The sequence below is a fragment of the Thermomicrobiales bacterium genome (genome assembly GCA_041390825.1).
GTDB lineage: Bacteria > Chloroflexota > Chloroflexia > Thermomicrobiales > UBA6265 > JAMLHN01.
This window is the reverse complement of sequence record JAWKPF010000008.1, coordinates 152,635-177,410: the sequence shown is the minus strand read 5'-3', so window position 1 is coordinate 177,410 and position 24,776 is coordinate 152,635. Positions and strand designations below refer to the sequence as shown.

Sequence of the window (24,776 nt, the reverse complement as noted above, 5' to 3'; positions counted from 1 at the left end):
GTCGTGTCCGTAGCGATCGAGCTGGTTAGTGCGGTAGGGTTGCTGGTGGCAGTCGCTTGCCAACAAAGGAACCAGATGTATGCCGAAAAACTACCACCAACCGCCGACTGACACCGATACCGCGATCCAGGAAGTTGGGCTCGACGACGCCCGTGCGTTGATCGCCAATCATGTTCCGATCCTCGACGTGCGCGAGCAGTTCGAGGTCGAACAGGGGATGATCGACGGGGCCATTCATATTCCGTTGGGACAGCTGGCCGATCGAGTCACAGCAGAACTGCCGCAGAAATCGATGCCCGTGCTCGTCTACTGTGCCGGAGGAATGCGCTCCTATGCGGCAGCCGAGATCATGCGGGCGCTCGGCTATGCCGATCCCATCTCGCTGGCCCCCGGCTTTATTGGTTGGAAGGCGGCCGGATTGCCCTGGACCACACCCGGCCCAATGACCGCGGCGCTTTCGCAACGATACAGCCGGCATTTGCTGCTGCCAGAAGTGGGCAGGATAGGCCAGGAAACGCTGCTCGCCAGCCGGGTGCTGGTGGTCGGGGCAGGCGGCCTCGGTTCCCCGGCGTTGCTCTATCTGGCCGCCGCCGGGATTGGGCATATTGGCGTGATCGACGACGACGTGGTCGATGAGAGCAACCTGCAACGCCAGGTGATCCACTCCACCCGAAGCATTGGCACACCGAAGGTCGACTCCGCGATGGGCGCCATCGCCGATCTGAATCCCGATGTCGTCGTCGAACCGATACAGGAGCGGTTGTCAAAAGAGATCGTTCTCGACTTGGTCGACCGTTACGACGTGGTCGTCGACGGCGCGGACAACTTCGCCACGCGATACCTGATCAACGATGCCTGCGTGCTGCTCGGAAAACCGAACGTGCATGGCGGAGTCGATCGCTTCCGAGGACAGGCCACGGTCTTTTCGCTCCTGGAAGGACCGTGCTACCGTTGCCTGTTCGACGAGCCGCCGCCGCCCGGCACCGCGCTCAATTGCGCAGAAGCCGGGGTGCTGGGGGTGGTGCCGGGCATCATTGGACTCATTCAGGCGGCCGAAGCGATCAAGCTGATTCTCGGGATTGGCGAGCCATTGATCGGCCGGTTGCTGACGTTGGACGTGCTGCCCATGACATTTCGCGAGATCCCCATCCGCAAGGATCCCAGCTGTCCGATGTGCGGCCCAAACGGTCCGAGGTCGCTCGATGGAATCGAGTACAGCGAGTTCTCGTGCGCGATCCCGGTATCCGCAGGTGTGTAGCGCCAATCGGTCATTGTGAGTGTCGTGACGACGCTCGTCGTCACGTCCGCTCGGAATGACCGGCAGTGCGCGTTCAGCCACCGCCACCCGACGCGCCGGCTTTCACGCCACCTTCGGTGAGCGAAAGCGGATCGAGCAGTTCGTCGAGCTGTTCCAGCGTCAGGTCGGAAAGCTCTGCGGCTACGTCCTTGACCGGACGATTCTCGGCATAGGCTTGCTTGGCGATCTTGGCTCCGAGCTCATAGCCGATAATTGCGTTCAGCCCGGTCACCATGATCGGGTTCTTGTCGACCAGAGCGGCAATATGCTCCCGATTGACGGTGAAGCCAGCCATTGCCTTGTCTGCCAGGACCTCAGACGTCTTCGCCAGCAACTCGATCGATTGCAGCAGGTTGTGCGCGATCACGGGCAGCATGACGTTCAACTCGAAATTGCCCATCTGGCCACCAACACTGACCGAAACGTCGTTGCCAATGGCTTGGGCGCAGACCATCATGGTGGCCTCGCAGACGACCGGGTTGATCTTGCCGGGCATGATCGAGGAGCCCGGCTGCAAGGCGGGAAGAACGATCTCGCCCAGTCCGCCCTGCGGACCGCTATTCATCCAACGCAAGTCGTTGGCGATCTTCATCAGCCCGACCGCATACGCCTTCAACTGTCCGCTCAACTCGACGGCGGAGTCCATCGTGGCCTGCGCGGCGAAATGATTGCGCGCTTCGACGAACGGAAATCCGGTTGCCGCAGCAAGTTCCGCTGCCACCGCCGAGCCAAACTCGGCTGGCGCGTTGATGCCGGTGCCGACAGCGGTGCCCCCGATCGCCAGTTCAGCGATGCGGGGCAGCGTCGACTCGATGCGTTCGATGGCCAGCTCGATCTGGGCAGCCCAGCCACCGGCTTCCTGCCCAATCGTGACCGGGGTGGCATCCATGAGGTGGGTGCGGCCGGTCTTGACAACCGATTGCAACTCCTCGGCTCGACCCGCGGTGACCAGCAGGAGATGACGCATCGCCGGCAGCAAGAGCTCGGTGGTTTCCAGCGCAGCCGCTACGTGGATCGCGGCAGGAATGACGTCGTTGCTGCTTTGGCACATATTGACGTCGTCATTCGGGTGGATCTTGACCGCGCCGTTCCCAAGCGCATTGGCTCGATTGGCAATCACCTCGTTGGCATTCATGTTGGTCGAGGTGCCGGAACCAGTCTGGAAAATATCGATTGGGAAGTGATCGTCCCAATCCCCGGCGGCGACCTCGTTGGCAGCCGCGACGATGAGCTTCACCTTTTCGGCCGGGAGCAAGCCCAGATTGCCGTTGACGGTTGCGGCCGCGGCCTTGATGATTCCTAGCGCGCGCAGAAAGGAGCGGGAAAAGACGATCCCGCTGATGGGAAAGTTCAGAATCGCGCGGGCTGTGGTGGCTCCATAGAGCGCATCTCCTGGGACATCCATCTCTCCCATGCTGTCCCGTTCCACTCGTGTGCCTCGTTCAGCCATCCCGCACCCTCGCTGTAGCGTCATCGAAATCCGACAATGAAGCTAGTGTACCGACGGAGTGATGTTGTCGCATGCCACACATTCAGGGTCTTTCAGGCAAGGGCATGTGTCCGTGCATCCGCCAAGTCCAGTGAACACTTGACCGAACACCTCCAAACATCGCCATTTTTCCGGCAAACATGTTCGTTCAGTTGACCTTCATCCCGGTCTCAGTTAGCATCGGTGACATTGAGGCAGAGCGAAGCAGAGGGCAGCGCTCGCGTCCGGTGACGCGCAGCACTGGTTTTCGTGAGCCTGGACGCGCTTCCTTAGGGGTGGGGAAGCAAGAGGGAACGGGAATGGCCCGATTCGCGGGTCGAGGGGTGGAGAGGATGCCAGTACTCCGCAGGTGCGGCACATGTGTTCATCATGTTTCAGGGACGAACAGTTGCTCCGGGCAATGCAACCATCCAAGTCGGCGGTCCGATGGAGCAGTCGCCCTCCTGGTGCGGTCGGCTGAGCTGGCCTGCCGCACAAGCTGGGGAAGCGATCTCTGGGAGCCGCATGCGGAGGGTTCCGCGATCGACATCAAGATCTGGGGACCGTTCGATGCGGACGCCCCGATGGACGACTATCCTGGCGATCTGATTGCGTTCCTGATGTCGATGTAACAAACGACGTTTTCCGGGAGGCGGTGGAAATGGATCGAGCCCAGGGCACACACCCTGGGCTCGATTCATTGGCTCGGCGCAAACGGCCTACCCCATCGTCAGGGCGCGCTCGGGTTCGACCACCACGATCACACGCTGGTCTCCCGGTTGGCTCCAGGGGTACTTCTCCTGGCCCAGATACTTCTGCGCCATGGAATCGATGAATGCCTTGTCTGGATCCTCGATGACCTCGATCGCCTTGCCACGCACTTCCAGATAGCGATACGGATTGACCGGATCGACAATCGAGAGGGAAATGCGGTTGTCCTTTTGGAGGTTTCGCAGCTTCTGGCGGCTCTTTGTCTGGCTAAAGCTGATGAGGTCGCCGTCCCAGCCGAACCAAACCGGGTTCACCTGCGGCCCGCCATTTGGGCCGATGGTGGCGACATGCGCCAGCGCGGTCGATTCGAGCAAGTCCTTATGAGAATCAGGAATAACGGTATTGTCTGACACGGTTGTGCGGTTCCCCTTCATCGTCGTGCGAACATGAGAAGCTAACGATTCGTTAGTTCATGATCAAGAATAACAGAAACAGGTGATAGGTGCGAGAAACTCCCCACGTGCCCTTACCCATTGCCTGTTGCCTGTTGCCTCATCTACACCAGATAGTCCGCAGGCACCGAAAGACCGCCGGGGAAACGATCGGTTTCCGGGAGGACTGGAGCAGGTTCGAGCGGAGGCTCCGGAGGCCGATAGTCGGGCGATTGGTGGCGGAAGTACGTGTTGTAGAGCTCTGCGTAGTGGCCGCCTTGCTTCATCAGCCAGTCGTGACTCCCCTCTTCCACGATGCGACCGTGGTCGAGCACGATGATCCGGTCGGCATGGCGGACTGTCACCAACCGGTGCGCGATCGCAATGGATGTGCGTGCGTCGAGCACCGTATCGAGACCTTCCTGGATCTGTGCTTCGGTGAGCGGATCGACGCTGGCCGTGGCTTCGTCGAGAATCACGACCTGGGGACGTTGGATCAGGAGTCGCGCCAGCGCGACCAGTTGGCGCTGCCCCATGGAGAGCGCGCGGCCCTGCTCCCCCACCTCGGTTTGCAGACCGTTTTCCAGCACATCGAGCCAGTCGCCTCCGCCGATTCTCCGGGCGGCCTCTTCGACCTCGGCGTCGGTCGCTTCTGGACGCGGATAACGGATATTGCTGGCCACCGTGCCCGCAAAGAGAAATGGCGTTTGCGGCACCATGCCGATCTGCCGGCGGAGACTTTGCAAATCGAACGTGCGGATGTCCTTGCCGTCGAGAAGAATCTCGCCGCTCTGGAACTCATAGAAGCGGGCGATCAGCTTGCCGAGGGTCGACTTTCCGGCGCCGGTGTGCCCAACCAGCGCGATCATCTCACCCGGCTCGATATGCAGCGAGAAGTTCTGCAACACCGGTTGGCCGTCGACATAGGAGAAGTCGACATTTCGAAACTCGATATCGCCGGTAAATCCGACCAGCTCATGGTCCGCGATCTGAACCACACGCGGGGGAGCATCGATCAAGGCGAAGACGCGCTCCGACGCCGAAAGCCCCTGCTGGAATTGGCTCCAGAACGAGGCGATGCTGGTCAGCGGCAACCAGAAGAGCGCGATGACTTGCAGGAAGAGATACCAGTCACCTGCGCTGATGGTGCGATCGACCACCATCTGGCCGCCGAAATAGAGAATCGCCACGGTGCCGAAGGCGGAAACAATGAAGAGAATCGGGAAGATACCGCTGTAGATGAACCCTTGCCGCAGCATGACCCGATAGGCCTGGCGGTTGACGTCATCGAACTCCTGGTAGACCTGGGCCTCCTGGCGGAAGTTCTTGGCAACTGCGATGCCACGCATGGTCTCCTGGATCGTCTTGTTGACATTCGCCATGGCGCGTTGCGCACCGGTGGAGGTGGAGCGGGCGATCCTGCGGAAGGCGAGCGCCACCAGCATGATCACCGGCGCGATGGAGAGCGCGATCAGGGCGAGTTGCCAGTTTCTGTAGAAGAGAAATGCCGCCACCATCGCCACCAACAGGACCTGACTCGCCAGGCTGAGCGTCAGGGTGACGACATTGGCGAATTCCTCTGTGTCCGATGTCACCCGGGAGACGATTCGGCCGGATTGCTGCTCGTCGAAGAACGACATGTCGCGACGCATGACGGCGTTGAAGGCATCTACCCGCAAGCGAAAAACGACATGCCCAACCACCCGGGCTGAGCGGGACTGACGCACGTAGTTGAACAGCCACGCAAGACCGCCTGCCAGCAGAATGGCGACGAAGAGCCCCCAGACACGTGGACCGAAGAGCTCGCCCGAGCCGTCGATCTGGTTGATCGTGTCCGAGATCAGCACCGGCAGGAGCGCATCCATGGCCGAGTTGAGCACGATCATGACCACGATGATGGCCATCGCGCGGCGCTGGGGTTTGAAGTAGTTGAGGATGCGCTCGATCAGTCCGCGATCGTCGTACGTGCGATCGTACGATTCAGCGTCGAGCCCTTCCATGATGAAACCCACGCAGGAACCCTCCCACCCGTTTGCGGGCGAACGCGTAGTCTAGCGTGGATTGGCCGCCGGGAATGCCCTGGAACGATCGGGTCGCCCCTTGCGGTCAGCCAGCAAAGCGATCGGGGGCAACGTTGCCTGAACCCAACAATCTGCCCAGCTGGGACGTCGGCTTGCGTTGGCCATTGGGCGTACAATCGTTTCCCGAGTTATCTCGACGTCGCTGCAGTACGCAACTCGAATCCGGAGATCACATGAATCGATTGTTCCGATGGGCCATCGTGGCCCTGATTCTCTGTACGGTGGTGCTGGCGCCGGCGCGCGGCATTTCCGCCCAGGACGACGCCCAGGCGCAGCTCGAAGCAACCGCCGACGCCATGCTGGCGCTCGACTCGTTTCACTTCAAGCTCGAAACCACTGCTGGAAAAACGGTCCTTCAGGACGCCTTCGAGTTGAAGACGGTCGAGGGCGATCTCGTGCGGCCAGCCAACTTCCAGGCATCAGTGGCCATCAAGGTCGCGATTCTCGACCTCACACTCGAGGTCGTGAGTGTCGACGGCGCCATCTGGGTCAAGAACCCGATCGGTGGCGACGATTCGTTCATCCAGGTCACCGGCGAAGATTCCGAGTTCCAGCTTCCTCCGATGGCATTGCTCAACCCCGACCTGTTGGTGGAAGAGGCATTGAAGTATCTGGAGAATCCTCAAATCACAGGAACTGAATCGTTCGATGGCCAGGATGTGACCGTCCTGACCGGAACCTTCGACCCGTCTCGCGTGATCGCGCCGGCGACTCCGGGAACGGCGGCGAGCGTCATTTCCCCGGCGTCGGAACCGCTCGATGTCGAGCTCTTGATCGACGATCAGAACCGACTTGTGCGAGCTGATTTCATCGGTCCGCTCTTTGCCTTCGAGGAAGGCTCAGGGCGCCTCGTGCGGCGCGTAACTTTTTCGGAGTTCGACTCGGCCGTGACGATCGAGCCCCCGGCTCAGGCTTCCTAACACAAAGGACGAAACGCGGATGAAATGGCTACGATCGCTCTCCGTATCGGTCTTGACTGCCTTGCTGATCACAATGGGGTTGACGCCAACCGCGGCTCCCGGACACGTCGCGCTTGCGCAATCGGTGGGCGATCCGGCCGACCAGATGTTGGCCGGTGCGGCCCAGCTCATGCTCGGGTATGACACGATGAAGTTCGATCTGATCTACGAGAAGGGGAGCACCAAGCTCTTCACCGGGATCAAGATGACCAATGCGAGCGGCGAGATCGAGCGTCCGGGCAAGATGCGGGCAACCGTGCAAACCAAGGTCGGCTTCGTCAAGATCAAAGTGAAAGCAACCGTGATCGGCGACAAGGCCGAAGTGCGCGCGGTCGGCATCGAAGAGGACTACACCCTGCCCGACGATCTCGCTCACCTGATTTCTGATCCCGTGCTGCTGCTACCTGATATCGTCAGCGCGGTCGAGAACCCAGTGGTGACCGAGATAGAAACCACCAAGGACGGCAAGCAACTCACCTGGATCACTGGAACCTTCGACCCGAACCTGATCCAGGACGAAGCGGTGCGCGGCTACACGCAGCGCATCGGCACCCGGCCGGTGGACGTGGCCATCGACGAGAACGGCCTGATCGTCTCGGTACGGCTCGCTGGAGCCTTCGTTTCACAAGACTCGGACGATGTGGTGCGGCGGCTCGATATCTACGGATTCGGCGAGCCGGTGAGCATTTCCTGAGCAAGACGTCGTTTTTCACGGGCGCCAAAGCCCCGCGTCGAACAGGATCGATGATCGACGCGGGGCGACAGTGCCTCCCATGGAACTGAACCAGGTATCGTTACGTGGCAGCGACCGAGTTTTCTATCGAGGGTCAACAGCTCAGCAACCGCAGCAGTGCGGCGCGCTGGATCTTGTGGCACCTGACACGGTACAAGCTGCTGTTGCTCGCCTCGGTGGGCGGCATGATCACGCAGAATGTGCTGGGGAGCGTGATTCCCATCATGGTGGGCGCGGCATTCACCGCCGTGCTGGAGGAGCCGCCAGACGGCGACCGCCTGACCCTGATCGCCCTGGCGCTGCTGGCAATCGTGTTGCTCCGTGGGCTCATCGATCTCGGAGCCAGTCTGGCGAACGAGACTGTGGCGCAGCGCTTTTCCCGCGATGCGCGTGACGAGATCTACCTGAGTCTGCTCGGGAAAAGCCAAACATTCCACAACCGGCAGCAGGTGGGCGACCTGATGGCGCGCACCGCCAACGATGTGCGGCAGCTCGGGATGATGGTCAATCCCGGAATGGCGCTGATCATCGATTCGTTCACCGCGCTGATCGTGCCGATCGTGACGATCGCGCTGCTCGATCCCAGGCTCCTCCCCCCGCCGCTTATCTTCACGGCGCTCTTCTTCCTGTCGCTGCGGCACTACATGAAGAAACTGACGCCCGCCTCGACAGCGATGCGCGCCAGCTTCGGTCAACTGAACTCGGGCCTGGCGGAAGCCGTCACCGGGGTCGAAGTCGTCAAGTCGATGGCGCAGGAAGAGCAGGAAGACGGTAAGTTCGAAGCCAACGCAGGCGCGTTTCGTGACGCCTTTGTCGAGCAGGGCATGGCGCAAGCACGCTATCTGCCACCGCTCATCCTGGCCATGACGATCGCCTGCGCGCTCTTGCTTGGCCTCTTCTACCACTCGCGCGACATGCTTTCAATTGGGGAGCTCGTTACCTACATTGGGTTGGTCTCGCTGCTGCGCTTCCCGACATTCATCTCTATCTTCACCTTCTCGCTTGTGCAGATCGGCATGGTGAGCGCGCGCCGAATTCTCGATATCCTCAATGACGAAACCGATCTGGACAGCAACGACAAGGGCCGGAGCGCCAGGATCGCCGGCGACATTCGCTTCGAGCATGTCACCTTCAGCTACGGCGGCGAGCCCGTGCTCAAAGATGTCTCATTCCATGCCAAGCCGGGCGAGACGGTGGCCATCGTCGGTGAGACGGGTTCGGGCAAGAGCACGCTCACCAAACTGATCAACCGCATCTACGATGTCGATTCAGGCCAGGTGCTGGTCGACGGAACCGATGTGCGAGCGTGGAATCTCGATTCGCTCAGATCGCAGATCTCCACGATCGAACAAGACATCGTCCTCTTCTCTCGTCCGGTCGTGGAGAACATCGGTTTCAGCCTGGGTCAGGATGTGGATCCCGCCACCATCGAATTGGCCGCGCGGGACGCGCAGGCGGACGCGTTCATCCGTGAGTTGCCAAATGGATACGACACCGTCATCGGCGAGCGCGGGGTGACGCTCTCCGGCGGGCAGCGCCAGCGCATCGCGATCGCGCGGGCGCTCATCACCGATCCGGCCATCCTGATCATCGACGATTCGACCAGCGCCATCGACAGCCAAACCGAGGACGAGATTCAACGGGCCATTCGCCGCGTCCTCGAAGGCCGCACCACGATCCTCATCACGCACCGACTCTCCCAAATCCGCTGGGCGGACAAGGTGGTCGTCTTGCGCAAGGGTGAGGTCGTGGACGTCGGCTCGCACGACGAACTGCTGGAGCGGTGCAGCCTCTATCGGCGCATTTTCGCGCACTACACCTCCGACACAGCGGTCGAACCAGAGACAACCGGCACCGGGACGCGCGCCTGATTCCTCCCTTCTCGGGACAATTTGGTTGATTCCCACGGAGAGGGGAAGGGCTGCCGTGCATCTCAGTGTGCGTTCCGCCTGGATAGCGCGATGCCCGAAAGTCGGAACGGGGGCATAGGGTCGCCATAAGGCGGGTATCATTCGACCTTGCGTTTTCACAACGCCGGAATCGTGCTGCGCGCGGCTCCGGCAACCCGGAGCAACACATGGTCATCGAAACCGTCGAGCGAACCAACATCACCCCCTATCCTGACGAGCGGGGACGCTATGGGCGGTTCGGTGGGCAATATGCGCCCGAGACGCTAATGCCGGCGCTTGAAGAGCTCGAAGCGGCCTGGGAGGACGCCAGGCACGACGTCGCGTATCTGGCTGAGATTCGCCGGTTGGCGCGCGACTATGTCGGACGTCCAACCCCGCTTTACGAAGCCGAGCGACTCGCCGCCGAAGCCGGTGGAGCGCGCATCTTTCTCAAACGGGAGGATCTGGCGCACACTGGCGCGCACAAGATCAACAACGCCATCGGTCAGGGATTGCTTGCCAAACGGATGGGCAAGAAACGCATCATCGCCGAAACCGGCGCTGGGCAGCATGGCGTCGCTACCGCGACCGTCTGCGCGCTCCTCGGGCTCGAGTGCATCGTCTACATGGGCGAGATCGACATCGAGCGGCAAAAGCCGAATGTCTTCCGCATGAAGCTGCTCGGCGCCGAGGTCCGTTCTGTTTCGTCCGGCTCGAAAACCCTGAAAGACGCCATCAACGAAGCAATCCGCGACTGGGTCACGAATGTCGAATCGACCTTCTATATCTTCGGCACCGCAGCCGGCATGCACCCTTACCCGGTGATGGTGCGCGATCTTCAATCGGTCATCGGGCGAGAGTCGCGCGCGCAGATCATCGAGAAGACGGGCGGATTGCCCAACGCGGTCGTAGCCTGCGTGGGCGGCGGCTCGAACGCCATCGGTATGTTCTACCCGTTCGTGGGGGACAAGGATGTCGAGTTGATCGGCGTCGAAGCCGGCGGTCATGGACTGGACAGCGGATTGCATTCGGCCACGATTACCGCCGGTCGGGAAGGCGTCTTGCACGGTTCGCGCTCGTTTGTGCTGCAAGACGAGAACGGTCAGGTGATCGAAACGCATTCGATTTCCGCCGGGCTGGATTATCCCGGCGTAGGCCCAGAGCACGCCTGGTTGCATGATGCCGGCCGCGCTCGTTATGTCGCGATCACTGACGAAGAGGCGCTGGAAGGATTCCAGGCGCTCTGCCGCACAGAGGGGATCATTCCCGCGCTCGAATCGAGTCATGCGATCGCGCATGGGCTGAAGGAAGCAAGCGCGCGCCCCAGCAACGATATCGTGCTGATCAATCTCTCCGGCCGGGGTGACAAGGACCTCGAGACCGTCGCAACGTCCCTCGGAGTCTCACTGTGACAACATCGACCTCGAGCCGGATCGCCTCGGCGTTCGAAAAGGCGAGTGATGAAGACCGGGCAGTGTTGGCGCCGTTTCTGACGGTGGGATACCCAACCATCGAAGCGTCGAAGAAACTCCTGCTCGCTCTGGTGGAGGGTGGCGCGGACCTGATCGAGCTGGGAATTCCCTTTTCCGATCCGCTCGCCGATGGCGCCACTGTGCAGCGCGCAAGTCAGGTAGCGCTGGAAAACGGGGCGAGCCTGGCCACCGGATTCGAACTGGTGGAGTTTGCTCGTGCCAATGGGGTCGAGATTCCGCTCGTCTTCATGGGGTATGTCAATCCGTTCTTCCAGTACGGCGTCGACACGTTGGCGGCCGACGCAGCGCGGATCGGAGTGGATGGATTCATCATCCCGGACCTGCCGATCGAGGAAAGCGACGACTTCCGGCTTCCGTTCGCCGAACAAGGCGTCGATCTGATCTATATGATCGCCCCCACCAGTACCGACAAACGCATTGCTCAGGTCGCGGAACGGGCTAGCGGTTTCGTCTACTGTGTCGCGCTGACCGGCGTCACCGGCGCGCGTGCCAGCATGGCCGAGAATCTGGGGCCGTACATGGAGAAGATCCGCGCGTCAGTCGATGCCCCGCTGGTCATCGGGTTCGGAATCTCGACACCCGATCATGTGCGGCAGGCAGCCGCGCTGGCGGACGGCGTGATCGTGGCGAGTGCCATGATCAACTATCTCGATACACTGCCGCTGGACGAGCAGCCGGCAGCAGCCACCCGGTTCGTGCGCGAATTTGCGGACGCTACCGGCAAGCCTGGGGCGTGAGGGAAGCGAAATCGATGTCGGGAACGAGTTACAACGGGCAGCCAGCGAGCGACCTACGGCCATTGGTCTGTCGCGGAATCCGTGGCGCCACCACCGCCGAGTCGAACACCTCGGAGGACATCCTCGAGGCGACGCGCGAGATGATGCGCATCCTCATCCAACTCAACGATCTGGAGCCGGAACATGTCGTGAGCGCGATCTTCACGACGTCACCGGATTTGAACGCCACGTTCCCGGCGGTTGCCGCGCGTGAGATTGGATGGAGCGAGGTTCCGCTCATGTGCGCGCACGAAATGGACGTCCCCGCTTCGTTGCAGAAGGCGGTGCGCGTGCTCTTGCAAATCAACACGACCAAGACGCCATCGGAAATCCGTCACGTCTACCTCAAGGGCGCCCGTCAGCTTCGGCCGGAATGGGCGTATGACGAAGACGAGGCTGTTGCGGTCATCCGCGGGTAGTCCTTCGAACGTACCAATCAGAAAGACCCGGCAATCCGCGCGCCGGCAGCATGAGTCGCGGTCAGGAGGTCCACAATGATCGTCGTAATGCAGCCAGGCGCGTCAGAACGGTCGGTTTCCGCCGTAGTCACCCGCATCAAGGATTTGGGGCTGGACGCGCACCTCTCGTCCGGGGAACAGCGCACCATCATCGGCGTGGTAGGCACGACTCCGCTTCCGCCAACGCTGGACGAAATGCTCGAGGCCTATGAAGAGGTCGAGCAGGTCCTGCGCGTCACCAAGAAGTACAAGCTCTCCGGCTGGGATTTCCATCCCAAGAAGACCGTGATCAAGGTCAGGGACTTCGAGATCGGTGGCGACGAAGTGGTGGTCATTGCCGGACCATGCTCGGTCGAATCCGAGGAGCAGACCATCGAAACGGCGCGCGCCGTCAAGGCAGCCGGCGCCAAGGCGCTGCGCGGCGGCGCATACAAGCCGCGCACCTCGCCATACGAATTCCGCGGGTTGGGCCAAAAGGGGCTCGAGATTCTCGCCACCGCGCGGGAAGAGACCGGATTGGCGATCATCACCGAGGTGATGACTCCCTCCGACGTCGAACAGGTGTACCAGTACACGGACATCTTCCAGATTGGCGCGCGCAACTGCCAGAACTACTTCCTGCTCGAGGAAGTCGGCAAGACCGGCAAACCAGTGATGCTCAAGCGCGGAATGAGCATGCTCATCGAGGAATGGCTCCTGGCGGCCGAGTATGTGTTGGCCCAGAGCAATCCGAACGTCATCTTTTGCGAGCGTGGTATCCGCACGTTCGAGAACCAGACTCGAAACACGTTCGACATCGCTGCGGTGCCGGTGGTGCAGAAACTCTCGCACTTGCCGATCTTCGTCGATCCCAGTCATGCCGCCGGCAAGCGGCCGTACGTGGCTCCGCTTTCCCTGGCTGGAGTGGCGGCTGGAGCGGACGGGTTGATTCTCGAAGTGCATCCGAATCCGGATCACGCGCTCTCAGACGGGCAGCAGTCGCTCAACTTCGACGAGTTCGCCGATCTCATGCCGCGGCTGGGCCTGGTGGCGCAGGCAGTGGGACGATCGGTCGCGACCGGTTCTCTCGCTGCCGTGTAGCGTTCGAGCGAAAAACAGATGTCGATTCGAGCGAGGGGTGCAGCGCACTCCTCGCTTTCGTGAATCCTGACCAGGATGCCCAGCGACAGTTCGGACCAACCATCCGATCCCGAAGACGATCTGCCCGTTCTGGCATGGGAAGACGTCTCGCGACGCGTGCGTCTGCCCGATGACCTGCGGGAGGCGCTGAGCTTACCGGTTTCCCAGCTTCGCTGGAGTTCGACCAAGTTCAGACGCGTCATTCAGGAACATTCCAAAGACGCGACGATCATTCTCGCTCTCGAAGCCCACCTTCAGCATTGGGAATGCGCAGGGCCGCAAGCGGGTCGCGAAGGCACCTGGCAAGTGATCTTTCGTGTGAACACTCGCGCCTACATTGCGTTTATTGGTCGAGACGAACGCAACTCGTACAACATGGTGACGGTTTTCGGCACCAAACGAGAGGCGTTCGTAAAGCGGAGATCTGGAGAACCCGGCATGGTGTGGAGTAAGAGAGAGGCCCCTGCTCCGCTGGACGAGGCGGAGATCTCCTGAAAAGGCGCGGATGCCCATTTTCCCGCTACAGGAGCGACTCTCTTGTGAAAGAGTATAGCGCGTGCGATTCATGATGGTTATGCAAACTGGACGAGCTCGAGTCAGGCACTGACGTGCGACCCAGGTTGCGCGCGATAAATGAACAATGCGCGATGATGCGCAATCAAGATGCCGACATTGCACGGAAGCGGAAACCATGAACGAGAGCACAAAACGACGATGGCTCGACCAAACACGCGCGGCGTGGGATGAACGGGCGGAGATGTTCGATGCACGGTCGGCCGCCAATGCGCAGGCCGAAGATCGCCAGGTCGAGCTCGACTTCATCGAGCGAGCGCTCAGACTCCCGCAGGGCGCCAGGTTGCTCGACGCCGGCTGTGGAACGGGGCATTTCGCCATCGCATTCGCTGAGCGGGGTTATCGGATCGACGGCATCGACATCTCACCGGCGATGATCGAGCGCGCCAGAGCGAACGCGAACGACGCTGGAGTCGAGATCAGCTTCGTCGTGGGCGATCTCTTGCCCCTCGATGCCCCAGATGGCGCGTATGACGCAGTTTTCGCTCGAATGTCCCTGCAGTTCTCACCACACCTGTCCGCTGTTCTGGACGAATTTGGGCGCGTCACCGCAGTGAATGGCAAATTCTGGCTGGCCGTACCTGGCTCACTTTCGCCGATCTACCGGCATTCCTGGGAGCGTTTCCTGTCCGACGAGCCGGAGCCGATCAACTATGTGACGCCATGGGAGCTTGTACAGCTGCTCGAGACAAAGGGCTGGACGGTCGAGGAGCAATGGGGCAGCTTCGACCCGATCGGCGACGATGCAACCAACCCGGCACAGGAGATCGACACCGCCGCATTGCCGCTGCTCCTGCAGCAGGCGGCGGCGACCGTCTGGAATATCATCGCCCGCAGATAGCGGTTCAGGCGACATGCCCTCAGAAAGGAGAAACGGGATGGGCGAACTGCCCATCCCGTTCTCTGTTTCACTCGCGATCTTGCGACCGCAGCGGTTCAGTTCGTGGCCTACGTGAGGCGCACGGCCCCGTACCACCGGCTGGAGTAGTACGAAGAGTTCAGATCGCTGATCACCACTCCAGTCGCCTCGTTCTGCGCGTGGATGAACTGGTCATTGCCAATGTACATGCCGACGTGCGAAAGACCGGTGGTGTAAGTGTTCTGGAAGAAGACCAGATCGCCTGGCTGCAGGTTGCCGCGCGAAACCGACGCGCCCGCCGAGACCTGCGTCCACGTGCCCGCGCCAATGTCGCGTCCGAGGACGTTCAACACGACCCAGTAGGTGAAGCCGGAGCAGTCGAAGCTCGACGGTCCATGCGTCGCCCAGACGTACGGGTAGCCGAGGTAGCGCATGGCGTAGCTCACGAGCGCGTTGCCCGAAGCGCCACCGCTGCTCGAACCGCCGGTTGTGCCACCGTTGGTTCCGCCATTGGGGTTGCCTGAGCCACCACGATCAGAGAGCGCTTCGGTCGTCTTCGTCAGGTACTGGCTGGCCATGAAGCCGGACAGACCATCCCAATCGACCGGATAGAAGCCGTTGGTGGCCGATCCGGTGATGAGCACCACGGTGCCGGCCGGCGCCACCGCCGCCACACCAGCGCTGTAGCTGGCCGAGTAGCGCAGGTTGAGCGAATCGCTGGTCTTGGCGTGATCGCCATTCACCATACCGCTGGTGCTGCCGCCAGAGGTTCCGCCTCCGTTGGTCCCGCCTCCAGAGGTTCCGCCGCCCGACGTGCTGCCGCCGTTCTTGGCCAGATAGTCGGCCGAGATGAAGCCGTTGGTGCCGTTGTAGGTAACCGCGATCCAGCCGCTGGTGCTGCCGTTGCGAACCGTCACCGACGCGCCTTCCGGAACCACCGCCAGGATGCTGCCGCTCATGCTGCCGCTGGAGCGGAGTCGCACTCCCCCACCACCGGTGCCGCTGACGTACATGGTCGAACCGGAGGATGCCGAGCCGCCGGACGTACCGCCGCCGTTGGTTCCCCCGCCGGACGTCCCGCCACCGCTGGTCCCACCAGAGGTGAGGTACTGCGACGAGACGAATCCGTTGCGGCCAGCGCAAACGACTGGCTGCCAGCCATTGCTCGCAGCACCGCGCAGGCTCACGGTCGATCCGTGGGCGAGCACGGTGATGATCGATCCGCTCATGCTGCCCGAGGCGCGGCAGTTGAGACCGCCAGGGGCGCTGTTCACCGTCGCCGAACCGGTCACGGCCGACGTATCGACGTCACCGGAGCCGCCGGAGGTGGAACCGCCACTCGTGCTTCCGGATGAGCTGAGGTAATCGACATGGATGAATCCGTTGGAACCAGCGCAAATGACCGGTTGCCACTCACCCGTGGCAAGTCCGCGCAGCGAAAGCGAGGTGCCTTCGGAGATAACCGCGATGATCGAGCCGCTATAGCTGGCGTTGGTTCGGCAACGGACGCCATCGCCATTCGTGCCGCTCACGAGCGCGCTACCGGTCAAAGCCGCCGCGGAAACCTCCGCGCCAACCGCAAGCTGGGTCACGCCGTCAGTCGAGCCAACCGTGCCGCCATCGGTGGACGAAACCGTATCGCCCGAGCCCAGGTAGGTCTTGCTGATATACCCGGCCGAGCCATTGCAATAAACCGGTTGCCAGACACCGCTCGGAACTCCGGTGAGCTGCACGGACGTTCCTTCGGCGAGGATGGTGATGGTGTTCGAAGTCGAGCTGGCGCGTGCGCGACAGCGGACGCCGTCGCCATTTGTTCCGGAAACGATAGCGGTTCCAGAAACCAGGCTCTCGTCGAGAATCACCGGCTCGGCGCTCTCGTCGACGACCTCAGTGGGCGCTTCGGCCACCGGTGTCTCCGCCACAGCGGTCTCGGTGGCGACCGGGGTCTCAGTTGCCGCCGAACCGTCCGGGTTCGTGGCGACCGGGGTGACCGTCGCAGTCGGGGTTTCGGCAACCGGAGTCTCGGCTACCGGGGTCTCCGCTCCGGTCGATCCATCCTCGATGACAACCGGGGCCTGATTGGGATCGGTGGTGCTCACGAACTGCGAAGCGATGAAGCCCCCGCCGCCCATGCAGTTGATCGGCTGCCAAATGTCGAAGGCGGGACCGGTGATTTCGATCTGGGTCCCTTCCGGCAGCACTGTGATGATGGGAGCGTTGGTGTCGGCCGCGGCGCGGCACCGGACACCGTCCCCATTCGTCCCTGCCACCCAGCCGATCGCGATCACAGCGCCCGCAACCGGGGCCTCCGGCACGACCGCAACCGGATCGGTTTCGGTGGGGACATCGGCTATGGGAACGTCGACGGGTGTTTCCTCGACATACGGCTCCTCGGTGGCTTCTGCGACCGCCTCCAGGGGAGCGCCGTTCGACGCGAGCGCAAGGAAGTCAGCCACGATGTAGCCGACGTTGCTGCCCACAGAAACCTGGTACCAATAGTTTCCTGCCGCATCGGTCAGAGGACCATCCAGCACGGTAACCGTGGTGCCCTCGCCGTACATGGCGATGAGTGTGCCTTCGTAATCGGGAGTTTCTCGAAGTCGAACCTGATCGCCATTGGCGTAGGAAATCACAGCCTCTTGGCCGATGATCAGATTCGTGTCCGCTGATGCGGCGATGGGTACGAGCATCGAGGCGATCGATGCCCCGAGCAATGCGACAACGAGTCCCAGCGAAACTCGTTTGGTGATGCCAGCCAAATCACTTTCCTCCAGTGAAATCCCCAATCAGCCAGCCCGCTGATCGGCCCGCAGGTGTCGGGTCTTGGAATACCTGTCGTGAACCTCCTGTGAGGCATTGCGCCCAAGGCGCGCGAATCGAACGTCACTGGGGCCCAGCCATGGACTCCCCAGATTGTGTGGCGGCGTCGGTTGCCATACCGATGACCGCTAGCCCCAATCGTCAGTGCCATTCAACTGACGATATCGACGCTCAAGGAGCGTCTCATGCTTGGGATGACCGTCAAACTATCAGACAGTGACGAGCATGTCAAGCAGCCATGTATACAATTCGCAACCCTACTCGACAGAACTGAGGGTTTCCCGCAAAGCTACTGGGGTTTTTCTTCCAGTCGGCTCCATGCCAGCAAGACACCGGCTGCCAGCATCGCAACGATGGTTAGCGCCATTCCCCACACTTCGTTCGGCGATTCGAACCGAAACTCGACCTCGCTGGAGCCGGCCGGAATCTCGACCGCCCGCAACAATCCGAACGCTGTGGCAATTTCGACCGGTTCCCCATCGATATACGCCTTCCAGGCGGGATAGGCCACTTCGCTGGTCACCAGCATTCCGGGAGCGGATGTCGTCACCTGATAGCGCATGATCTCCGGCTCGGCCTCCAGCACCGTTACCTGATCGTTGCCATCTGAAGAAACCGTGCCATCGAGCTCACTATCCCGGTCGATGAGTGCAACCTGGTACGGGTCGATCGAGCCGTTCTCTACGAGCTCGCGGGCCACGCCGGGTTGCGCGCTCCGTGCCTCGTGGACAATCCATCCCTTGGGCGCCGCGCTGGTGCGTTCGAGCACGCGCACGTCCTCGTCCTGATAAATGGTCGGGAAGAGATCGACCGCCATTTGCAGATCGGCTCTACCCTCTGGAATCACGGCGGGAATGACGATGTAGCGTGCGTTCAGCAGGTCGAGCAGACGCGAATCGAGACCGCTCGGATAGATGTTGGCGTCGTGGTACTCCTGCGCCTCGCCATTGATGTCATGCATGAAGTCGACATACGCCTGGAGCTGCACCGGGTTGTATCCCTGCACGTCCTCCATCCGATGCGCGGTCGCCAGGTTGTTTACCCCTAGCTGGCGCACCTGATCACTTGGAAACTGGAATCGATAGAGCGCCGGACGCTCGGTTTCCGAATGCCGCAACATGGGATCGAAGCCGAAATAGCGTCCCGCCGCGTCGCCGGTCTGATCCTCGATGAACTGCAGTCCCGGGGGCATCGAGTAGTAGGCCGCGATATCAAACTTGTGGAAGCCGCCGTAGTCGCCATGCGCCAGCATCTCGCGGTTTGCCGCCAGGAGATCGACGATCAGCAATCCGGTCAAGACACCTGGCACATAGGGCCAGAGTCGTTCCGCTCGCCTGGTGGCAAGCGCCGCCAATGCGCCCGCCACGGCCAGCACGCTCAGAATCACCACCAGCGGCAGTGCATCTCCCGCGCGCCGCAGCCCCACCGCGAACGCAACCGCTATTCCTATTGGAAGCAAGGCTATCAGCAACAGCTGCCGCCAGCGGCCCACCCACGTTGGCAACGCGCCAATGGCCGCACCCGCGAGCAACGCCACCGCGGGAAACACGACGAGCGCGATACGTTGCGGCCAATGCGAATGCAGGCCCTCGAACATCGGCAGAATCGCGAAAAGGAGATCGTGCAACGGAGTCTTTCGGCTCGACGAGAGAACGAACCCGAAGATCACGATGAGTGAAAAGAAGATCGTGAGGTTTCGCCCGCGAGCCAGAATCACCGCCACCACCGCGAGCGTGATCGCCACGCCTCCGGGGTAGTACGAATTGCGTGTGACATGCTCGAACACGGTTTGACCTGCTTGCCAACCGCCCGTGATTGCGGCGGAATCGCCCAAACCGTCGTAACTCCCCCCCGCCACGTTGGAAAGCCGGTTGTACTCCAGCCGGGGAAGCAGCCCCATTGCATTGAAACCAGCCGCCAACGCCCCGAAGACGAACGATGTGGAGAAGAAGTCGTAGAAGCGCTCGCGCCAGGGAACGCTCGGTCGCGCTGGCTGCACCAGCGAACGCCAGGCAAGAAATGCGCCCATCAGCATGAGCGCGTAGTACGACCCTTGTCCCAGCCAGGAGGCAAGGATCTGGCTCATGGCGAGCGCGGAAAGGACGATCCAGGGAATGCGCCGCCGCAGAATCGGACGCTGCAAGGCGAGTTCGGCCCCAATCAGCAGGAAGGGCACCCAGGCGCCCACCTGGACTTGCGCAGGACAACAAACCGAGCGGCTGAAAATGGGACCAGAAAGCATGTATGCCGCGCCAGACGCCAACGCACCCAGCGGAACGATGCGCAGCACACGCGCGAGCCAATAGGTTCCATAGCCTGCCAGCGCGAGATGGACCACGATGAAGAGCGGTACCGCAATGCCGATCGGGAACGCAGTGAACAGCCCCATCGCCGGCAGGTACGACCAGCCGGATTGCGGATCAGAGGCAAACGGCGCGCCGGAGAATTGCGACGGGTTCCATGAAGGAATGCCGAACTCGCGCAACCGTTCGCCCAAATACGAATACCAGGGATAGAACTGGGTGATGGCGTCCTGGCCGGCTGTTGTCCCCCCTGCCAGCAGTCTCCAGCAGGTGAGGGCCAGGATGGCCGTCAACACTCCGAGCCCGAAGATGTCGGCATGTGCGCGCATTTCGAGGCGATCCGCCCAGGACGTCTTCGGTTCGCTGACCGCCGGAGCGGGAGCTACCATTCCTCGTTGCTCCGTTTCTCGATCTGCTCACCAGCATAGGTTCCGGCAAACGACCAAAGCAACGCCACGAGCCCGGAAAGCCCAACCGCAATTCCCCCACCGATTGCGGCATACCCCAGCGCCCGCACCAACTCAGATCGACTGCCATTCGTCACTTGCGAGGCAACCACGCAGCCGACGAGCGCTGCGGCCATACCCACGATCGCAAACAAGACCGCCTGCCTGCGCGTGCGTCGATAGTCGAAATCGAGCAGGAGATCGGCGGCTCGGACGTAGCACGCCGTTGCAGCCACCGACAGCACCAGTACCGCGATCATCGCGACTGGTCCTTCCGTCGCTCCCGCCCACCCGCCAGCCATTGACGCCAGGACCATGATGACGTAGGAGAGACGCCGGATTTCGATCGGACTGCGGTTTCGGCGACGCACCAGCACTCCTCGAGCGAACCCAGGGTCCGGCACCGAGATCGCCAGACGCTGGACGCTGGACCTCGTTGCTATCGATCCGCCGGTCTTGGCAAGGCAACCACCGGTCGGCGGGCAGCGTCTTCGGACTCGCGGCGGGTGCCACTGAGCTGATCCAGCTCTTGCTGCGCCTGTTCGAGCCGCAACCGGACACGTTGTTCGTGCAGTTGCCAGAGATCACGCCGAAGGGACTCATCCACCAGACGCAACTCATCCAGCTGATGCACGAAGGCAGCGATGCGCACTCCCAACTCCCGATACTGCTCGTTGATCTCGTCGATCCGCTCCCCCAACCGTTCGAAACGCTGGTCTTGCGACGTGCGCACCTCCGCGACCTGCGCATCGGTGGCTTGCCGCAGATCGTCGATACGATCGACGATGGTTTCATGCCGTTCGAGCGCCTGCTGATTGATGCGCGCCGCCTCGGCTTTCATATCGGCATCGGCTTTGCGCAATTCTTCGAAGCTCGGTTCCACGCTCGCGCCGGCACGTTGCAGGTCCTGGATGAGATCGAGCCCATGCGCCACGTCGGCGCGAATATCGTCCAATCGGGCATTGAACCCTTCGCTGGCCTGCGCCACCTCGGCGATGCGGCGCCGCATCTCCTGATCGACGATCTTGACAGCATCCTCGTTACGCAGGATGTCGCGCCGTACCAGATCGACTTCGCCCTTGGAGCTCTCGATCGTCTCGCGCAGCTGGTGGGCGGCGATCGTATTGCGATCGCCAACGGCTTGCAGATGCTCGATCGCGGAGCGAATCTCCTCGAATCGGCGGTTGTACGCGCCGGTATCGTCAGTCTTGCGGCGTGAGGCCTCCAGCAGCTCGCTCACATGCGCTTGCAGAGAGCGGATCGGACGCACCGCGTCTTCCAGTCGCTGATCCATGTCGACGATCTGCTGGCGAGTGCGGTTTTCGTCGATTGCGCGGGCCCGGGCAGACACCTGGCTCTCCTGGCGCGATTGCTCGATCAGGATGCGGTTCTCGGCGTTCCCGCCTTCCATCTGCTTGACGCCTTCTTCCAGGCGGACCTGACGGCTGGCCAATTCGCGCAGCGCGGTGCGCAGCTCGTCGATCTGGTTTTGCAGCGTCGCCAGACGGGCAAGCTCCCGCTTCCGTTCATCGTCCTGACGGAATGGCGACATTCCCCCCTGGGGCGGTAACGATCCGAAATCACTCATCGAGGCAGCACTCTGGGCGTGGTGACGTACGACAACACAATGCGCACACTATACCGCCCCATCGAGTGTCTGAATGGTGCGAACCACGCTGCGCGCCAGCGCCGATGGATCGTAGCCACCCTCGAGCACGAGGACAATTCGACCGTCAGCATGCGCATGGGCAAGTTCCAGCAACCGGACCGTCATGTCAGCAAATCCATCCTCGTCGACGCGCATGCTGCCGAGCGGATCGTCGCGATGGCAGTCGTATCCCGCAGAAACCATGACGAGCTCCGGCTCGAAGGCGCGCAACCTTGGCAGGATGACCTCGTCCAGCACGTGCAGGTAGCGCTCATTGCCCGCTCCGGCGGCCAGCGGAGCATTCAGCGTGTAGCCCGCTCCGGCGTCCTTTCCAGTTTCGCTGGCTGCCCCGGTTCCTGGAAAGAGCGGCCACTGATGAATCGACGCGAAGAAGACATTTGGGCTTGTCCAGAAGATTTCTTGCGTGCCATTGCCGTGATGCACATCCCAGTCGACAATGGCGATCCGTTCGATGCCTGCATTCAACGCATGGGCTGCGCCGACAGCGATGGTGTCGAAGAGACAGAATCCCATGCCGATCGAGGGCCGCGCGTGATGCCCGGGCGGCCGGGCGAGAACGAATCCCTGTTTCACCGATCCGTCCAGCGCGGCATCGACCGCAGCCACTGCCGCGCCCGATGCCAGCGCGGCCACCTCGACCGATTGCGGACCCATATACGTGTCGTTGTCGATCCAGCCGCCGCCCTGGCTTGCGGCACGCGCTAGCGCATCGATGTAGCGCGGATCGTGGACCCGGGACAACTGTTCCAATGTGGCGGCAGCGAAGGCAGGTTGCGGGTTCGTCGCCAGCAAGCCAGATCGTTCCAGCTCCGCGTCGACCGCCTTCAATCGCCGCTGGTTCTCGACATGCGACGGCTCGTCATGCTGGGCGAAACGCGGCGAGCGATAGAGCGCGGTGGTCATCGGCGCGGTTCCTTCCAGAAGTCGTCATCGTCGAAGAGATGCTCGAATGGTGTGAATTCTGGTTCCGCGGCTTGCGATGCACGGGAAATCCCGTCAGGCGCGCCGAGGTAGCCATAGAGCACCGCGCCAAGGATCGGCAAACAGAGGATCGCCAGCGCCCAGCCCGTCTTGTTTTCGCCACGAACGGCGGGCCGGCGCCAGAGATCGCGCAGCGCAACTGCGGCCAGCCCGTAATAGACCACCGCAAACAGGAGGATGGCGGCGATCAGCATCGAGCGCTGCCAACTCATCGGCGTTGCTAGGCAGCCGCTCGCAGGAAGTTGGCGGCGACAAATCCGCTGTTCCCGGTGGCGGGGTCTTGCACCGGATACCAGGTATAGCCATCGGCCTCCACTGGATCGCCGGTAACAGTGAGTGTTGTTCCCTCGGGAAGCGTTTCAATGATGTCCGCCGAGGTCGAAGCCTCCGCGCGAAGGTTGACATCGGACTCGTTGGTCGTGACCGAGGCTCCATTGGCGAACGTCTCGGACGGCGCGGCCGGTGTCTCCTCCTGCTGCGCCGTTGCTTGTCCGGCATTCTCGGGAGCAGAACCATCGCCCCAGGTCAGGTAGCGCACATCGGCATCCGTGCGGAACGGCTGAAAGCGCACCAGGGAACCAGAGAAATCGACTGGCCGCTCGAAAGCCGCCCACCCGGTGCGGGTCGCGCCAGGCAGATAGTCTCCCGCGATATCCGGCAACGGCGGCGTGAGACGAGCGACGTCGAGGATCTCCTCGCCATCGCCATATGAGAGGGCGAAGGCCGTCACCGGGAAATGCGACACCGCAGAGCCATCCCGATTGTTGGTCACCTGCATCTGGATCGCCGCCCATTGCGGGATGAGGCTGGGATCGGAGTCACCCACCGCCTGCGTCCGGAAATCGGTCAGTTCGTAGACATCCTGCCCGAATACCGCCTGGAGTAGCTCGACCTGCCAATCCTCGGTAACGATGGCCTGATTCGCGGTGGCCGGCGCGGTCGGGCTCGTGCCAACGTCATTGACCGCCTCTGGTTGCGCTGGCGCCCCGGGAAGCGAGCCCCCAACCACTGCGGCAACGACGCTATCGGACCAGAAGCCTGTCAACAAACGACTATCGAATAGGATCACCGGAGCGGCGTCGTCGCTCTCGATCGCGCCAACCACGTAGCCCGAGGTCGATTGCCCTGGCTCTACCGCAGCCTGGAGCATTGGAGCGGGCGGCATCAATTGCAGCGAGCGCCGCACGATACCCGAGGCGCCAAAAACGGCAAAGTCGTCGTAGTCGATCCAGATGCGCTCCTGCCCGACATTGGTGGCATTCACCTGGAAGAGCAGATAGTCGATACCGTCCTCTGGCGCCGCGTTCTGATCGGAGGCAGCGGCAATCTGGGCGGCTGCGTCCGCCCCGCGCACCAAGTTGGAAAGCGTCAGCTTCCAGGGGCCAGCGCTGAACTCGAGTCCGAACGACTGCAACGACAAAGCGGAAAGGTCCTGGGCGGTCACGATTCGTGGCGTCACAGCGGAACGCGAACTCGGCATACGGGTCTCCAGATCTGGACGATGCGACAGGTCGCCGCAGCCCACGATTGTAGCAGTCGGCTCCTGCTGCACCGTGGACGGCTCCCGCCCACCCGAATTGGAGATCCCTCACCTACCAGCGGCAATGACGTCACTCCACTCTCGATCGTTCCGGCATGGCCGCCCCGCGAACACCGTCCGATGAGGCAAACACCACACCGGGAACACGCATGGGGGCCAACCCGTGCTAT

Annotated in this window: 21 protein-coding genes; 11 read left to right on the top strand and 10 right to left on the bottom strand. The window is 61.9% G+C overall.

Features of this window, described 5'->3' with window-relative positions:
• The first annotated feature begins 79 nt into the window (after positions 1-79).
• The gene (moeB, locus tag R2855_05210; GenBank protein MEZ4530413.1) at positions 80-1,258 is read left to right on the top strand and encodes a molybdopterin-synthase adenylyltransferase MoeB; all 1,179 of its coding nucleotides are present in this window, start codon (positions 80-82) and stop codon (positions 1,256-1,258) included.
• A gap of 73 nt (positions 1,259-1,331) precedes the next feature.
• On the opposite strand, the gene R2855_05205 is transcribed toward moeB, so the two are convergent.
• On the bottom strand, positions 1,332-2,747 hold the full coding sequence (locus R2855_05205) for a class II fumarate hydratase (protein ID MEZ4530412.1): 1,416 nt from the start codon (positions 2,745-2,747) through the stop codon (positions 1,332-1,334).
• Positions 2,748-3,232: 485 nt separating this feature from the next.
• On the opposite strand from R2855_05205, the gene R2855_05200 reads away from it, so the two are divergent.
• Positions 3,233-3,397 carry a hypothetical protein gene (locus R2855_05200; GenBank protein ID MEZ4530411.1) on the top strand — a complete coding sequence of 55 codons (165 nt, stop codon included), beginning with the start codon at positions 3,233-3,235 and terminating at the stop codon, positions 3,395-3,397.
• Positions 3,398-3,484: 87 nt separating this feature from the next.
• Here the strand turns inward: R2855_05200 and R2855_05195 are convergent, their stop codons facing one another.
• Positions 3,485-3,889, bottom strand: coding sequence for a PPOX class F420-dependent oxidoreductase (locus R2855_05195; protein ID MEZ4530410.1), 405 nt, complete (start codon positions 3,887-3,889; stop codon positions 3,485-3,487).
• 143 nt (positions 3,890-4,032) lie between these two features.
• Positions 4,033-5,919, bottom strand: coding sequence for an ABC transporter ATP-binding protein (locus R2855_05190; protein ID MEZ4530409.1), 1,887 nt, complete (start codon positions 5,917-5,919; stop codon positions 4,033-4,035).
• 242 nt (positions 5,920-6,161) lie between these two features.
• Between R2855_05190 and R2855_05185 the strand changes: the two genes are divergently transcribed.
• The 9 genes from R2855_05185 (at position 6,162) to R2855_05145 (ending at position 14,829) form a co-directional block, all read left to right on the top strand.
• Positions 6,162-6,908, top strand: coding sequence for an LppX_LprAFG lipoprotein (locus R2855_05185; protein MEZ4530408.1), 747 nt, complete (start codon positions 6,162-6,164; stop codon positions 6,906-6,908).
• A 19-nt stretch (positions 6,909-6,927) separates the two neighbouring features.
• Positions 6,928-7,641, top strand: coding sequence for a hypothetical protein (locus R2855_05180; protein ID MEZ4530407.1), 714 nt, complete (start codon positions 6,928-6,930; stop codon positions 7,639-7,641).
• Between the two features lie 104 nt (positions 7,642-7,745).
• On the top strand, positions 7,746-9,551 hold the full coding sequence (locus R2855_05175; protein MEZ4530406.1) for an ABC transporter ATP-binding protein: 1,806 nt from the start codon (positions 7,746-7,748) through the stop codon (positions 9,549-9,551).
• 206 nt (positions 9,552-9,757) lie between these two features.
• Complete coding sequence (trpB, locus tag R2855_05170) at positions 9,758-10,981, top strand: tryptophan synthase subunit beta (protein MEZ4530405.1); 1,224 nt, start codon at positions 9,758-9,760, stop codon at positions 10,979-10,981.
• Positions 10,978-11,799 carry a tryptophan synthase subunit alpha gene (gene trpA, locus R2855_05165; protein MEZ4530404.1) on the top strand — a complete coding sequence of 274 codons (822 nt, stop codon included), beginning with the start codon at positions 10,978-10,980 and terminating at the stop codon, positions 11,797-11,799. Before trpB ends, trpA begins: the two co-directional genes overlap by 4 nt.
• Positions 11,800-11,813: 14 nt before the next feature.
• The gene (gene aroH, locus R2855_05160; protein MEZ4530403.1) at positions 11,814-12,257 is read left to right on the top strand and encodes a chorismate mutase; all 444 of its coding nucleotides are present in this window, start codon (positions 11,814-11,816) and stop codon (positions 12,255-12,257) included.
• 75 nt (positions 12,258-12,332) lie between these two features.
• Positions 12,333-13,376: a 3-deoxy-7-phosphoheptulonate synthase gene (gene aroF / locus R2855_05155; GenBank protein ID MEZ4530402.1), complete on the top strand. Its 1,044-nt coding sequence runs from the start codon at positions 12,333-12,335 to the stop codon at positions 13,374-13,376.
• Between the two features lie 75 nt (positions 13,377-13,451).
• On the top strand, positions 13,452-13,910 hold the full coding sequence (locus R2855_05150) for a hypothetical protein (GenBank protein ID MEZ4530401.1): 459 nt from the start codon (positions 13,452-13,454) through the stop codon (positions 13,908-13,910).
• A 196-nt stretch (positions 13,911-14,106) separates the two neighbouring features.
• Entirely contained in the window at positions 14,107-14,829 is a 723-nt protein-coding gene (locus R2855_05145; GenBank protein ID MEZ4530400.1) for a class I SAM-dependent methyltransferase, read from the top strand.
• Positions 14,830-14,936: 107 nt separating this feature from the next.
• Here R2855_05145 and R2855_05140 read toward each other — a convergent pair whose 3' ends face one another.
• From R2855_05140 to R2855_05110, 7 genes are all read right to left on the bottom strand, one after another.
• The gene (locus R2855_05140; protein MEZ4530399.1) at positions 14,937-17,606 is read right to left on the bottom strand and encodes an SH3 domain-containing protein; all 2,670 of its coding nucleotides are present in this window, start codon (positions 17,604-17,606) and stop codon (positions 14,937-14,939) included.
• A 350-nt stretch (positions 17,607-17,956) separates the two neighbouring features.
• Entirely contained in the window at positions 17,957-20,359 is a 2,403-nt protein-coding gene (locus tag R2855_05135) for a hypothetical protein (protein MEZ4530398.1), read from the bottom strand.
• Positions 20,353-20,787, bottom strand: coding sequence for a hypothetical protein (locus tag R2855_05130; protein MEZ4530397.1), 435 nt, complete (start codon positions 20,785-20,787; stop codon positions 20,353-20,355). Before R2855_05130 ends, R2855_05135 begins: the two co-directional genes overlap by 7 nt.
• A 68-nt stretch (positions 20,788-20,855) precedes the next feature.
• A complete protein-coding gene (locus tag R2855_05125) occupies positions 20,856-22,004 on the bottom strand; it encodes a hypothetical protein (protein ID MEZ4530396.1) in 1,149 nt (382 codons plus the stop codon).
• A gap of 48 nt (positions 22,005-22,052) precedes the next feature.
• The gene (locus tag R2855_05120; GenBank protein MEZ4530395.1) at positions 22,053-22,988 is read right to left on the bottom strand and encodes a histone deacetylase; all 936 of its coding nucleotides are present in this window, start codon (positions 22,986-22,988) and stop codon (positions 22,053-22,055) included.
• The gene (locus R2855_05115) at positions 22,985-23,278 is read right to left on the bottom strand and encodes a PLD nuclease N-terminal domain-containing protein (GenBank protein ID MEZ4530394.1); all 294 of its coding nucleotides are present in this window, start codon (positions 23,276-23,278) and stop codon (positions 22,985-22,987) included. The genes R2855_05120 and R2855_05115 overlap by 4 nt, the downstream gene beginning before the upstream one ends.
• A gap of 8 nt (positions 23,279-23,286) precedes the next feature.
• Positions 23,287-24,546, bottom strand: coding sequence for an SH3 domain-containing protein (locus R2855_05110; protein MEZ4530393.1), 1,260 nt, complete (start codon positions 24,544-24,546; stop codon positions 23,287-23,289).
• Positions 24,547-24,776 lie beyond the last annotated feature (230 nt).

Bases quoted from the DNA above. Each gene is read 5' to 3' on its own strand.
- R2855_05120 (MEZ4530395.1), bottom strand. From the start codon at position 22,988: ATGACCACCGCGCTCTATCGCTCGCCGCGTTTCGCCCAGCATGACGAG.
- R2855_05110 (MEZ4530393.1), bottom strand. From the start codon at position 24,546: ATGCCGAGTTCGCGTTCCGCTGTGACGCCACGAATCGTGACCGCCCAG.
- R2855_05180 (MEZ4530407.1), top strand. From the start codon at position 6,928: ATGAAATGGCTACGATCGCTCTCCGTATCGGTCTTGACTGCCTTGCTG.
- R2855_05185 (MEZ4530408.1), top strand. From the start codon at position 6,162: ATGAATCGATTGTTCCGATGGGCCATCGTGGCCCTGATTCTCTGTACG.
- aroF (MEZ4530402.1), top strand. From the start codon at position 12,333: ATGATCGTCGTAATGCAGCCAGGCGCGTCAGAACGGTCGGTTTCCGCC.
- R2855_05150 (MEZ4530401.1), top strand. From the start codon at position 13,452: ATGCCCAGCGACAGTTCGGACCAACCATCCGATCCCGAAGACGATCTG.
- aroH (MEZ4530403.1), top strand. From the start codon at position 11,814: ATGTCGGGAACGAGTTACAACGGGCAGCCAGCGAGCGACCTACGGCCA.
- moeB (MEZ4530413.1), top strand. From the start codon at position 80: ATGCCGAAAAACTACCACCAACCGCCGACTGACACCGATACCGCGATC.
- R2855_05125 (MEZ4530396.1), bottom strand. From the start codon at position 22,004: ATGAGTGATTTCGGATCGTTACCGCCCCAGGGGGGAATGTCGCCATTC.
- R2855_05145 (MEZ4530400.1), top strand. From the start codon at position 14,107: ATGAACGAGAGCACAAAACGACGATGGCTCGACCAAACACGCGCGGCG.
- R2855_05115 (MEZ4530394.1), bottom strand. From the start codon at position 23,278: ATGAGTTGGCAGCGCTCGATGCTGATCGCCGCCATCCTCCTGTTTGCG.
- R2855_05135 (MEZ4530398.1), bottom strand. From the start codon at position 20,359: ATGGTAGCTCCCGCTCCGGCGGTCAGCGAACCGAAGACGTCCTGGGCG.
- trpB (MEZ4530405.1), top strand. From the start codon at position 9,758: ATGGTCATCGAAACCGTCGAGCGAACCAACATCACCCCCTATCCTGAC.
- R2855_05205 (MEZ4530412.1), bottom strand. From the start codon at position 2,747: ATGGCTGAACGAGGCACACGAGTGGAACGGGACAGCATGGGAGAGATG.